8 protein-coding genes are annotated in these 13,341 nt (G+C 55.8%); 1 reads left to right on the top strand and 7 read right to left on the bottom strand.

Annotation, left to right across the window (positions count from 1 at the left end):
* Positions 1 to 553: 553 nt before the first annotated feature.
* The 6 genes from ACVIGB_RS44055 to ACVIGB_RS44030 form a co-directional block, all read right to left on the bottom strand.
* Positions 554 to 742 (bottom strand): hypothetical protein, encoded by a 189-nt coding sequence (locus tag ACVIGB_RS44055; protein WP_456724604.1) that lies wholly within the window; start codon positions 740 to 742, stop codon positions 554 to 556.
* A 627-nt stretch (positions 743 to 1,369) separates the two neighbouring features.
* Entirely contained in the window at positions 1,370 to 2,821 is a 1,452-nt protein-coding gene (locus tag ACVIGB_RS44050; RefSeq protein ID WP_456724605.1) for an argonaute/piwi family protein, read from the bottom strand.
* Positions 2,818 to 4,146: a DUF4365 domain-containing protein gene (locus tag ACVIGB_RS44045; RefSeq protein ID WP_456724606.1), complete on the bottom strand. Its 1,329-nt coding sequence runs from the start codon at positions 4,144 to 4,146 to the stop codon at positions 2,818 to 2,820. Before ACVIGB_RS44045 ends, ACVIGB_RS44050 begins: the two co-directional genes overlap by 4 nt.
* Before the next feature lie 143 nt (positions 4,147 to 4,289).
* Positions 4,290 to 7,079 (bottom strand): helicase-related protein, encoded by a 2,790-nt coding sequence (locus ACVIGB_RS44040; protein WP_456724607.1) that lies wholly within the window; start codon positions 7,077 to 7,079, stop codon positions 4,290 to 4,292.
* Positions 7,076 to 9,103, bottom strand: coding sequence for a hypothetical protein (locus ACVIGB_RS44035; RefSeq protein ID WP_456749326.1), 2,028 nt, complete (start codon positions 9,101 to 9,103; stop codon positions 7,076 to 7,078). Before ACVIGB_RS44035 ends, ACVIGB_RS44040 begins: the two co-directional genes overlap by 4 nt.
* Entirely contained in the window at positions 9,103 to 10,410 is a 1,308-nt protein-coding gene (locus ACVIGB_RS44030) for a hypothetical protein (RefSeq protein ID WP_456724610.1), read from the bottom strand. The genes ACVIGB_RS44035 and ACVIGB_RS44030 overlap by 1 nt, the downstream gene beginning before the upstream one ends.
* Positions 10,411 to 11,741: 1,331 nt before the next feature.
* Between ACVIGB_RS44030 and ACVIGB_RS44025 the strand changes: the two genes are divergently transcribed.
* Positions 11,742 to 12,368: a BRCT domain-containing protein gene (locus tag ACVIGB_RS44025; protein WP_456724611.1), complete on the top strand. Its 627-nt coding sequence runs from the start codon at positions 11,742 to 11,744 to the stop codon at positions 12,366 to 12,368.
* A gap of 365 nt (positions 12,369 to 12,733) precedes the next feature.
* On the opposite strand, the gene ACVIGB_RS44020 is transcribed toward ACVIGB_RS44025, so the two are convergent.
* On the bottom strand, positions 12,734 to 13,186 hold the full coding sequence (locus ACVIGB_RS44020) for a peptidoglycan-binding domain-containing protein (RefSeq protein WP_456724612.1): 453 nt from the start codon (positions 13,184 to 13,186) through the stop codon (positions 12,734 to 12,736).
* Positions 13,187 to 13,341: the final 155 nt, after the last annotated feature.

The following is a 13,341-nucleotide window of genomic DNA, read 5'->3' as shown; positions in this document are numbered from 1 at the left end:
TTTGGGCCGAGCGGGAGTTTGTTTTTATCCGGCGCTCCGCATCGGGAACGCGCTTCACTTTCCGGAATCTACGCCCGCAACGAGCGCAATGCGGGCGCCGGCGCGGCGGTCGTATTCACCAAAAACCACCTCACGACCTGGAAACTTCCGACAGAGCTGCTGCGCATGATTTGAAAGAAAGATCAGTAACTATTCCTACAAATGGGAGATGGGACTGCATTGATGGCACGAGAGCTTGTTGATCCTTCGGAATGCCGGGTTTCGACTCGCGAGGACGACGCGCCGGCTCCTGTTCGGAAGAGCGGTTTGGGAGACGTCGGGGGTCGAGTCACTGGAGCGTATTGGTCTGAAAAGCCGACAGAATTCCCCGGAAATTATCGATCTGGATGCTGGCGGCAGTCGTTGATTGACGCGATGAGACGGGCTTTGAGCGTCTCAAACAAAAAGCGCCCCGGTCGCGAACACCCGGCGCTCCTGTTTAGCTGCCAGAACCTTGCGTAGAGCGAGCGCTCCCTGCACGATGGTTTCGATGGATGAGAGTTACTGAGCAACGCTATCTCTGATGGCCCAAGCCGATTCCGAGATGCAACGCCTTCTGCCGCAGCGCGCCGACCGTGCGCTTAGTTTGCTTTGATATCTTGGTAACCGGCGTACGCGCCGTCGAGTGCGCCTTCAATTCCTTGATGTCATCCTTCGTCCACTCACGCCGCTTGGCGCGCTTCTTCGTTGCTTTCTTTGCCATGATAGCTCCTTTGATTTAGGAGCAGCTTCTAACACGGCAATTTCGCAAAGCAATGTCATGTCAGTTGATTTTGCGCAGATGACAATTAGCTTCGAAGCAAATAGCCAAACCGGACGCGGCTCCTATGCGATGACGCCGACATACGCGGACGGTAAGACCGAGACCATAAAAGGTGGGCACGACCTTGGCGGATAAAGGTAGCTATTCGAAGACGTCGAACGCAAATATAGGCCGCGGCCGAGTGAGGACTCTGCTTATCTGCAGATACAGTCAACGATTACAAAAATCTCCACCGAACCGGATCTTGGACAGCCTTTGGTTGTTGTCAGAAGGAAACTGGAGACAATTGAGATGGCCGTCATGAGGCTAAGACTATACAGCAACGATGCAAATGCCGGTCCTTACCGCAACTTACTTCACGTATTTCGCAATTGGATTCTAGACCCGTCCTTCGACGAATGTTATGGAACGTGCCAACGATTTGACCTTCAGGTTATGAGCACGAGAAATTGCAGCAAATAACTGAACTAATTCAACAATTCGCCTGCTGCTTTGTGCCCAATTTGTGTCTAGGAATGTCTGCGAAAACTTGCGGAAACTTCGTAGACCCTGGAAGTGACGCGCCGATCAGATGTACTTCCGGTAGTCCGAGGTTACGACGTCGTCCGTGACGTATTTGAGGACCTCGCCGACTGCGCGTGCCGCCCGGATCGGGATCGGAAGCTTCTGGTTCATCTGCGTCGAGTTCCAATTAATCTTCGTCAGCGAAAAAATCTCGTCCGCCAACTGGGCGACGGTGCTGTCGCTCCGGGGATGGGGACAGACAAGGAGTGGCCGCGGATCGTACATGCCCGGATACGTGCCGTAGTATGGGATGCTGCCGTTCGTATACAGAAGCCCCTTGCCATCAAGCTCAACGAACGTGCCACGCATCACCGGATAGTTGCCGTCGCGCAGCACTTTGATCGAAACCAATTCTTGAACCCAAACTAGGTCACGAAGCTCTGCTCCTACGGCATCGAGCGCTTCGATGATCCCGTCAGCTTCTTCGTCACGGAATTTCGAGGTTTTCAGGACGATGATGCGTGCCGGGTAGTTCATGTGATGCTGCTTGTAGGCAGCAAGCGCTTGGTCGATCAAATCGTGCGCGTCCTCGCGCGTCATGTATGGATGCCTGCCGCGACTCTCGGTCTGGGCACGGCGGCCCTTCAAAATGAAGCCACGTCCGCGCTCGTCGAACATTTGCGCTGCGCTCGTGAACAGCTGCTGCCCGCCGACCTCACGGTAAAAGCTAATACCGATATAGCACGCGGCGTATTCGCCTTCCTTGGGGTAGCGTCGCCAGGGGATGCGGCCCGTTCCCTTGTAGTACAGAGTGGTGAGCAGATTCCATGTGCGATCCGCGCGGTCCTGTATTTTTCGAGCGCTGCTTTCCTTGACCTTACGCGGAATGACGACGCTGTCGTCAAATACATCCTCCCACACAATTTGGATCGGGAAGCTAAAGCGCATGGTTTTAGCTTTCAGCAAGCCGCGGAAGTTCGGCGCATCGGATCCTCCGCTATCGTCCTTCTCGGTTGTCCCTCCAGAGTCGACCTTCGCGTTCCACACGCGCTCGATCAACCCGACTGGGAGCGCAATAATTGCGACATCCGGACGACTGCTGCTTTCCGCAATAACTTCGAGCTGAGCGACAAACTCGTCTACAGCCATCTCGACGGCTTTGTCGTTCAGAGGTTCCTTCCGGATTTTGTCGATGCGCGCCTGGGGTAGCGCCGCCGACACCACGATTTCCAGCTTGCACCGAAAAGGATTTTGGTTGCCGAGGCCGGGAAAGTCAGGATGAAGATTCGGATGCTTTTCCGTCTTACCGGCGAGGCCAGCCGCTGCTGCTTCCATGAATTTCTGTGCGTCTTCGATCGTCTTCGTATTCCCGACGACCGCAATCTTCATGACGTCGCCCAGCGGGTACTGAAGCGGGCCAGCCTCCAGAAGGCCTAGACGCGGATCAGGATGGTGATGCTGATCACCAAACTCCAATTCCGGTTCAGGAAATATCCTTGTGTCAAACCTGGTCACGCAAACCTCATGAGGGACTGAGCGTCGTCATCATCCTCTTCCGCGGCGGTTTTCTTGGGGGTAGCCCACGCATCCTCCGGTACGCGCGTCGGCAGAGCCACGCTGGGCGGTTCCCCAAACTTGAGGCGAGGCTCCGTGCTAACGGAACCGAACAGATCGGCGCCAGCTCTGTCGCTTTCGGTAAGATACCGGTGCCACATGATGACCTGTCCTCGCAGAGACGCGCTCTTATCCATCCGCTTTTTCCCGGCAAGCAACGCTTGCGGATAAGAGTGGGGAATGAAACCGTCGGTCGTGAAAAAATAAGTTGGGCTAATGGTCAAGAACCATTGATCGTACAGATTTTCAAACCGCGGAATGAAAGCGTGGTGGCGGACAAATTCGACGCGCGCCTCTTCGTTCTTGGCGCGAACCACATTCACAACATCTGCGTCCGTCTTCTTTTTTGTCGCGTCATAGAAAAAGGTGCGCGGCGTGTTTGGAGCCTCTGCTTTGAAATAAAGCAACTTCCGCTCCTTGTCCCAGCGAAGGTCGGCGTATGTCTGATGCCTTAGAGTTTGACGCAAGAGATGGGCAAACTTGTTGCGTTCGACTTCATCTTCATGAAACGCAAGCAAGTCGGTTTCGATCCCCTCAACCTGATCGAGGTCGACTAATGAACGACAGCATGACTGCCGGGGATCCGTAAATGACCAGAACGTCCCGCCATTGATTACCCAGTCGAAGCGCGGCGCCTCATCGCCGTCCAGAAGGATCGCAGCCGCTTTAGCTCCGCTATATTGCGTCGTTGCCACAAAAACTTCCGTCGGCAGAATAATCGGCAGTAAATTGACGAGAGCCTCTTCGCCTCCACCGAGCGGCGGCACGTAATAGCCGAAACCAGCTTTGGGGACCGTCAATGCCGCAAGGCGATCAACCGAGTCTTTGGTGAGCGCGTCCCGCTGCTTGTTAAAAGTGAGACGCCGTTCCTCCGGGCCAACACCGACCTCGATCTCCTGCCAGAAAAACGAATCGTCAGATCGCCGGTAGAGAACGATAATCAGGGGAAGATTCGAGCCTCTCCAATATTCAAGGTCTTCGCTGCGAAGTAGGTAAGTAAAGCCCTCGTCGTTTTCAGACGTGTATTTACCGACATCCGTAGCCTTCACCTGCACGGCAATCATTCGCGCCAGCGGCTTCCCGTCGTCCATGACTTCGGCAATGCCGTCGATGCCGGCCTCAAGGCGCGACCGGCCGTCAAACTGGAAGCCGATATTGAGAAATTGGAGGCGCGCCGCGGCTTCGCCGATCTCTCCAATGACCTGGCTGTGCGTGAGCTTTTTCATGCCCCCAATTATAGAACAATCGGGGAACATTTTCTAAGAGAATTCCAGCGAAATCCCCTAGGGATACCGGAAAAGCGCCACACGCAACCTACTAACATATTGATTACCCTCCAATTTGTGAGACAGAGCTTTGGTGGAGCGCGCTAATCCGTCGTAACGGATAGATTGAAGGCCAAAGCCTCCGCTGCCGCCGTTGGCAAGGCGATTCGGTCAACGGACTTTTCGGTGTGCGCTTCATCGGTCCGATAGTCCTCCCCCATAAGAACCTGAAACCAACGCTCCCGGTCCATCACGACGCGGTACTGCTTCTCGTCTTGCGTGCCGCCGATATAGGGAAGAAAAACGCCAATCGACTTTGACATGGTCTCTGCCTTTGAACCGATGCGATCCACGCGACCCGTCCGCTGCTCAAGCGTGCTGGGATTCCAACTCAGGTCGTGATGAATGACGTGCCGGCAGCTGAGGTGTAGATCGACGCCTTCGGCAAGAACGCTCGAAGCCACGAGCACTTCCGGAAAAAACGGCGTATTGAACGCGAGCATCAACCTCTGCCGCGTTTCTTGTCTAACCAGACCGTTGGCGAGCCGTATGTTCGGCATCAGGTTAGCGCCTGATGCATGACCAGATTCTTCATTTTGGTCGCGTTGCAGTTCTCCGCGCATACCCGGCTGCATCCTGATTAATGCTTCCAGATAGTCTTCGCGCTCGCGTTCCGAACATCGGACGGCGATAAATTTCAAAAATCCATCAATCTTTTCGCCAAGTGAGGCGCCTGACATATCGCAGGTGTCGAGCGCTTCTTGGAGAGCCTGTTCTCCCGAACGCGCTTCGATGTCAAAATACCTCGCCACGAATAATGGTGTTCGGACGAAGCGCCGAACGACCTCGTGGATCATCTCCTGTTCGACAGCGCTCAATCCGGCATAAGGAGCAAGCCGTCTTTCCAATTCCTTGTTGAGCGGTTCGCGCATGCCGCCTTCTGTGTCAAACCGTCCCCCGAAATCAGTGACGGCCTTGAAAACAGTCTCATGATCCATCTTGAACCGAACCGCGGCATCGCTCCATAGCCGCTGGTACATCGCATCGGATAGATGCCTGACGAGCGCGCGCCCGGTTTCGCGGTAGTGACAGAAAACAACCACCTTCTCTCGATGCTGCCACAGGTCCAATACGCGCGCGACGACGGGAGCGATCTTGGGATGCTGTGCGTAAGCGGCCTCGTCCGGCAGCGCCTCTTCTAGCTTTCTGATGTACCGGTTCACACGTTCATCGGGGTCTGATCGCCTGACGAACTCTTCCTCGTCCTTTTCAACGGATTTCCGCGTCTCCAGGAACGCTTGGTAACTGGAAGCCAATCCCTCCGCAAAAGTTGCGCGGCCTGCATTTTCTCCCTTGCCGGCGACGACGGCCTGCGCGCGCGCGGCGAGCAAAAAGGGAAGCAGCGCGTCGTTTTCGACCGGAAGTCCGCCGTTCCCGCCTCCTTCAAGCGAGATAGTCCTGCCGGTCTGCCGCGATCGCCGAAGAACTTTGCTATTTGAGAATTTCGAGTCTCGGATATGCCTGACGACCCATTTGCGCAGAGGGATTTCCGCTCCCTTCATCGCTTTGCGCGTCTGCTCGTAAGCTCGCATGAGGACCTGGACACGCTCCGACAAGCTTTCCGGATTCGCTATGGCATACTGCCACCATTCTTCAATCTGAAGAGGGGCTCCCTCTCGATCGACAAGATCGTCCGGTCGCAATGATAACCACCTTTTATCCAGCTCCGCAGCGCGATGCTGGGCGAGATCTAATGCCGAACTTAGTCTCTTCAGCTCGGACTCGAAATCGACCTTGGTCAACTGAGGCAACGTTTTCCAGGCAATGCCCTTAAACCGCCCGATCACGTTCAGAAGTTCGCCGTGCCCTAATTGAAAGGGGGTAGCCGTCAGGAACATCATCCGCTCAAACGCCCCGTCGAGCGCGCCTGTGATCGTACCACCATCCTCTCGCGCATCGTCGGCTACGAATAAAGAGGCCAACCGCGTCGCCGGATTTTTTAGATGATGGGCTTCATCAAGGATGAGCAGCGGCGACCGAAATCTTGCCTTGGCCAAGATTGATGGCCACATACTCTGTAGAGATTGATTTATGACGCGACGAATGCTTTCAAGCCGATCTTCAATCGACGCTGACTCTCTCGCCGGAAGGTCCCAAAGGCATTGCCGCAATTCTTGAACGTCAATATCGCTGGAGTCGATCACCTTCTGGATCGCGTCCGGTATCGGATCGTCCTTCAGCTGATAATCGGGCCGATCGTTATAGTGAGCATTGATAATGCCTCGCCATTCACGATTTGGCGCACCTAGGAGGTTCGCGAATAACTCAGGAGCGTTATAGGAGCTTCTCGTCCTCAGCAACGCAGCGGCGAACCGGGGCAAAGCGCTACGTTTTTCTCCCAAGCGCATGCCGTGCATGGCGCGTTTTATCAATGCAAGACGAATCCACTGATCGATGTTTTGCACATGGAAAGCGCCATGCTTTAAAAAGATTATGTGCGGGCGGCTTCTGGCGTTATTGTCTATCAATCTAAAAAAGTCGAGTGCCGAGGCCGCTGATTCCGCGCGAACCGCCTTGTCCTGCGTACCTTTGATGACCAGTTCTTTGAAAACGGCAAAGTCCCGCGGCCATTTCTCATGTACCGAAGATGGGACCATGATGACCACCGGTCGTTTGCCTTTATCGGCCAGGGCGGTCACCATCGCGACGCCGAGCGCCACGAACGTCTTTCCCATGCCGACTTCGTCCGCGAGCACGATTCCAGGCTGCTCAGGCAACCGACGCAAAATCTCTCTTATGGTTCGCAACTGCCGAAGGGCGTCTTGCTCGCTGATGCGTTCATTGTTCAGATCGAGACGCGATTCAAGGTTCGCAATGTCAATCGGCCACGTCACGACAGCAACTCCTCAAACGAAGTCGCAACATAAGTTGCGAGGCTCGTTGGGGCCTGACCTTGGCTGGCTAAATCGCGCAGAGCGGCGATCAGTGTCTTCACTTCCGCATTGATCTCGCGCGCACGTAACGAACCTGTCGCCTGCCAAGCTATGTTGCGGAGCGTTGACGCGACTTCGGCTATCATGAAGGCGGCGCCTTCCGGATCCTCGGCAGCCAAACGCTTCGCCAAAGCAACAGGCCCTATGGGACCATGCAAGCGCCACCGGAGAGCTTCGATCGAACCAACCGGCTGTTGAAGCCTGTGGCGCATGCCTTCAAGGGCCTGGGCGACGCGTCGCATCCGACGCAACAAAAACTGACTCGTATCGACCTTCCGGTGCGGATCGATCTCCGGACTTTTCGCCGGGTCCGCCTTTTCCTCACGATGCTTGAATATACGGTCCATGATTTCATGCAGAGGGCGGACAGACGTCAAAATCTCAATCAGTTCCGCAAGGGATAGGCTTCCCAGCTCTTCAGGCGGAGGCAACGACGACGCATCCGCCACATTGACGATCCACGGCGCGTAATATTCGGTGCCTTGCGCATCTTGCCATCGCACTTCTAGAGAAGCGGGCGGCCGCTTCGACTCCCATGGGACAGTGATTGTCTGTTGTTTATTGCCGGCTAAGTCTGCGCTGCTCAGGACAGGCGCGCCATCTTTGAGTTTGACAGCGAATACCGAGGGCGCGTTCTTTCCGATTTCCAGCTCTAGCCGAGCGCCTTTTTCATCAAAGCAGAACAGAGCAAGTCCGAACGCAACAGGCAGAACAGGCGTATCGGAGTTATCAGCAGAGTCATCTGGACTGGCAATGAATTGAACACCGTCGAGCTTTTTCAGCTCGATTTCCTTTGGCCAGGACTGCGCGCAGAGTTTACCGAAGCGCGAATTTGCGTCAGGGATCAGGTAAGCGACATTCAACTCTATATTATGCCTCGGATGCAGACCGAGCCCGGCCGCCGTAAAATTGCTGGACCCCAGCATATAAAGCACGCGGCCATCGCGCTCCAGCCACAGGGATTTGGCGTGTAGAGCGCGATCCTCCGGTTTGCCTTCGATCTCCACGCGCTGTTCGACAATCGAGAATGTGTGCTGAAGCAAAGTATGCGAGCTCGTTTTGAGCGCAGCCGGCGCATCGATCTGCAATGTTCCGTCAGCCAGCGTCCTTCCGGGCGCGACGATCGTTAGGTGGCGGTCACCGCGCGACGTCAGAAGGCCAGCGAACGTTTGAGCTGTGGCGGGTGACTGTTGGTTAGTGTCGAAGAAGGGGCTTAACGCCCATGCTCTGTGGGGTTTGGGACCAACCCAATGACTTTCAATCTGCTGCACGACGTTACTGCCGCCGGGGATCAGAGGAACAAGCACGCATTTCGCATCATCAGCCTTGCCGGCAGGTAACGAACCGGCGCGCTGTTCGATGGATGAAAGAAAAGCGCTGAGAGCGGTCTGTGGACCGGTCTTCGTGAGATTCGATCCCGGAGCGAACCCTCGTACGCTTCGCAGAAATGTAACGCACCCCACGAGCAACTCAGGAGCCGCATTCTCTTCCGCTCCGAAATCGAAGACGGCTACGACCTCCTGATTACGGCGATAAGCAGGCTCGGTAAGATTCGCAGATCCTATCAGCACACGAATACGATTTTCCCAAGCAAGGATAGTAAGCTTGGCGTGCAATACGCCGCCCAGCGGGAGGGTCACAGGCAGCATGTGCCAGCGTAGGCTGCGATCCGGCGCTGTATGCCCGCGATCGACCAGTACGCAAGCGAAGCATTGCGAGAGCTTCTCCTCCCGTTCGATCAGATAGGACCTTGGCGTCTCGTTGGAATTGCTCTGAATAGACAAGAACCGAGCAAGGCATTGCTCTTCAAAGAGCTCGGCGTCAAACGTATAGCTTGTGGTGACGCAGCCAAGCGGACGGCCGAAGGACTCCTCGCCACGCCACAGGTCCAGCAATCGCGCCCGCGTCTGTTCGGCGGCCTTCATCAGAAGGCCTCCAGTTCGCCAAGGAAGTTCGAGAAAGTTGGTATTCTGTACTCATGCACGTAATCCGCTTCAAGGTCAGGCTCTTCGCTGAGCGTGTAGCCGGAGCGTAACAATACCTTGCCGCGCGTCGTGCGCTCGAACCATGGACGCTTTCCGTTTGGGAGCTTCTCGCGCTGGACCTGTTCATGATGATCGACCGTGGCCGCGAAAAGATCGCCTAGTGTCCGAACATCCTCAAATCGTTCAATCCTTTGCGCAAGGCCATGCTGGTCCCATTCCAGCAATGTCGGATGCGAACGAATACGGGAAAGGCTAGGGCCCAAGGTCGCTAACGCTGATAGCGCAGACTTCGAGTTGGAGAACTCGGCTACATCTACGGGGGCGCCGTTATTCCCCGTCGCACAGTAACGCAGACCCTCAAAGGCATTGGTAATCGATCGTCCGAAAGCCTCATAGGCGTCGATCGCCGTGAGTAGATGGTTCAATTCGATGGGCGCTCCCTTGCTCAGCTTGCGAATAAAGGGAGCTTCGTCCTTGCGTTCACTCACACCGCCGCGCGCTATTACGGCGTCTTTGAGAAGTGCGATCATTTCAGCCGGACCTGAAAGCGAAGCGATGCGGTCCAGCATCACCTTTCCTTCACGGCGTCCGGGCTTGAGAGGATCGAGCCTTACCGCCAGCTCGCGCCAGAATTCGCCTGATTGATAGGTTGTATGGCCTCTCTCCATACCCTGAGACACCGCGCGGCGAAGCCGGTCCCGAAAAGCACGTCCCTCGCCGCTCGAAGACTCGATAACCCCGTCGAGGCCCTGATCCTTGGCCCATGCCTTGATCAGTTCGTAGCCACCATCGTCGAGGAGACCTTCATTCGTCAAAATGCCGATGCTGCGGGCAAGCCGACGAAAAACACCCGTGAACCCGAATGCGGAAGGCGTTTTAAGATATGCCGATGCGCATATCGGCCGCGTTTTCCGTAACGCTTGCCTGACCTTCAAACCGCCCGGAACGCTCGGTCGGCCTGATAGCGCGTCTCCCGCGCGAACAAGCGCTTCGACGACGAACCACTCCCATACGAGCCAGGGCGGCGTAACCTCGTCCGCGGCAGTCGCATCAAGTTCCCAGCCTTCGCAAACGCAAGCTCCGAGCGCCATGGCTGTCAGAAAACGCGGATGGCCCATTCGGACCGTGACCGCTGGCAACAATCGATCGGCGAGGCGATCATATCCGGGCTGCAAACCCAGCGGATCGATACTGCCTTCCGCCTCTTCTGAAGGGTCGAATTCGGAGCTAAACGGCGCCTTCAGCATGCAGGGTTCACCAAGTCCTTTATTTCTTTGGCGTCCCAGCCGACACGTCTGGTCGCGTGCAGACGGTTTCTAACGCCTTATACCGCTTGCACCCTAACGCGATTCAGTTGCAACGTCTTCAACTATCAACAATACATTGAATTTCGGGCGGCAGTCGTGATCGAACCAGTCTCCGCCGATAGTCTCCACAAAACGGGAATTTTTCCGGAATAGGCCGGAGACTTTCCGCCATTTCGCCCAAGAGATTGGGAGAGCGGGAGCCTGGAGACCAAGTCGAATGAGCGTAAAGCCCGGATTTCCGGGCCTGTGTGGCGCAGGTTGTAAACTGCCGCGAACGGCGGGACTGCCTGGCTGGCGACGCAGTGCTAATCGCACCGGTCTCCAGTCAGATTTCCCTGCAAACAGGGAATTTATCAGGGAATTTCGCGATTTTGCCCCTTCGCGAGTGCATTTAGACGACAAGAACTCCCTGTGCCGCAGGAAGCGCACATTCTGAATTTCCGGCCCTTTTCGCCGTCAATTAGATCAATAGGTTGTAGGGCAATTCAGAATGCAGAACGAGTCGAACGGGAGCCGCCGAGCTGTTCGGCGAGACGCGCCGCACGCGACAATGAAGGACGTGTTCGCGGCGATGCTGCCCTATATCGCAGCTGGCCGAAGGCAAGCTCTGCATTCGATCACCGCGCCATTTCGTCGGCGCCTTCCACGGCGTTCTCGGCGCGCGGGCGTTCCGCAGGCACCTCGCCGAGAATGGCGTAAGATTGGGGGCTAATGTGAAGGTCTTAAGCGACGCTGTCGCCATGGTCGGCGAAATGCAGGCTGCCCAGCCGCGAGCACTCGCCGACGACACGAGGTCAAAAAGCTACGCCGCCGGGCTCGAAATGAGCTGTCCCGACGGCGCCTGTGACTGGGCCCCTGAAATCCCCAGCGCGGTCTGACCTAGCAGCCTTCAGGCTGGCTATCTGTGAACCAGTTCACAGTTCGGCTACGTAGAATCCCGGTCCTTCCACTCACCTAAGGGTTGAGAAAAGCTGGAGTTTTCATCTCGTCTGATGAGCACCACCCCTCCCCCATTGCCAAGGAAGACTCAGCTCAACGCCGTCGCCGGGAAGTCGTAGCGCTCGCCTAGAAGCTGGGTGAGCGTCGTCCGCGGCTCTCCCTACAGATATCAGCCGAAATGGCAGCAGCAGGCCATACGCCCCCCAAAGGCCGGCCTTACTCGGGGTCGGCGATTTCGACGATAATCGCGGTCCACGGACAGCCGTGCACCTACGGGGTTTGCCCTCCACCGACGGTTGAGTTTGGATAGGGCTTTTCCGGGGGAGCGCACGATGCCATCAGGTGCCGGCGACGAATTTTATAACCGAGTAGGCGGTGACAGAATTGGCACCAGGCAGATCGACGAGCTAATCGGCATCGCGCGCGGGCTCGTGGCGGACAACCAAATCAATCAAGCAGAGGTCGAATTCCTGCAGAAGTGGCTCGCCGCCAATCTCCACATAAGCGGTCAGCCGGTCGTGCGCGTGCTTTACAAGCGGATCGATGAAATGCTGAGTGACAACGTCCTTGATGACAACGAAAAGGTTGAGCTGCTCGATACGCTAAACCAATTTTCAAACCGCGAAATCGATGGCTTAGGTGAGATTCTGAAATCGACATCCCTGCCCTTGAACGACCCGGCGCCGCCACTAACCTTCGCCGGTCAACGATATTGCTTTACAGGAACCTTCAATTTTGGCTGCCGGAAGGAATGTGAGCGCGCGGTCGAAGACCTGGGTGCCGAGGTCGGTAGCTTGACGCAAAAGACGAATGTTCTTGTAGTCGGCCTCTATGCCACGGAATCGTGGAAACACTCTTCATTCGGAAACAAGATCATGAAGGCGAGCGAATGGCGTGACAACGGCTTGCCCATCTGCATCGTCTCCGAAGTCCATTGGAAGAGCCAACTTTCAGCCTAGTCGCTCGAGATCGCCTTCTGGTTGCAAAACTAAGCGTCAATCAAAGGCGGCGCTACCATTGCCTACGAAATCGTCGGTAATCGTAGCTTGGCGCAGAAAATCGTGCGCATGGTAGCGGGGCAGCGACTCGCCCCCCGACAGGTCAGTTCTTCACCATCACGGCTAGACTGTAGTGGACGGCATCGATCGCTTCGCCACTGCTAGACTGCTAAGCTTTGTGCAATTTCCTTATCAGCCGGCGAACTGACCCCGTTTTGTACGAAAGCTTATCAGTCCGCTTACAGTTGGCGACCTTTATGCCGGAGCCACGGCCATAATCAATGACAGCAAGCGTGTCCATGCGACCGTTCGCGGTTCCGACAAAATCAACAACCTTCACCTCGCTTCGCCTCCGAGCGTAGGAGCCGGATTGTCGATTCATCCGCCACGCCGGTCTCTGGAAGTCCCATCGCCTTCTGAAACAGGCGCAACGCAGTTTCGGTTTGTGCCGTGAAGTACCAGTCGGGAACTTCAGCAAAATATCCTAGTTCAGACAGCATGCGTTCAAGACCTAGAACACGAGGTGTAAATTCTCCCGCTCGAAGTGGCGGCCCTCTCGTCCGAGTGGTCATGTCGAATGCAACCGTGCAGGTTTGCTCGGAGGCCGTTTCCAGATCATACGTTCCCGTATTCCAGATTACATCAGCTACGCTTGAGACGGGAACAGCGGTTTCAAGAAGCGAGATCATGGCGACCCGTTTAGTGCTAATATGTGCACGTCCGGCTTTATCGAACGCAAGATAGAAATGGCCACCATTGCACTCGACTTGGCAATCCATGCGAGTTCCGCCTTTCTCGCAAGGAAGCATCGGTGCTACAAAGAGCCGCAAGCGAGGCGCTCCCCATAGCTCCATAACTATCGCACGATCGCGTCCCCTCAAAAAAATGTTCCTCACAGATCCATGACTTTTCTCGTAGCTTGCTGCAAAACAAG

The organism is Bradyrhizobium sp. USDA 4341 (assembly GCF_054063755.1).
The sequence above is the reverse complement of the archived record's forward strand: the minus strand, read 5'-3'. Positions and strand labels throughout refer to the sequence as shown.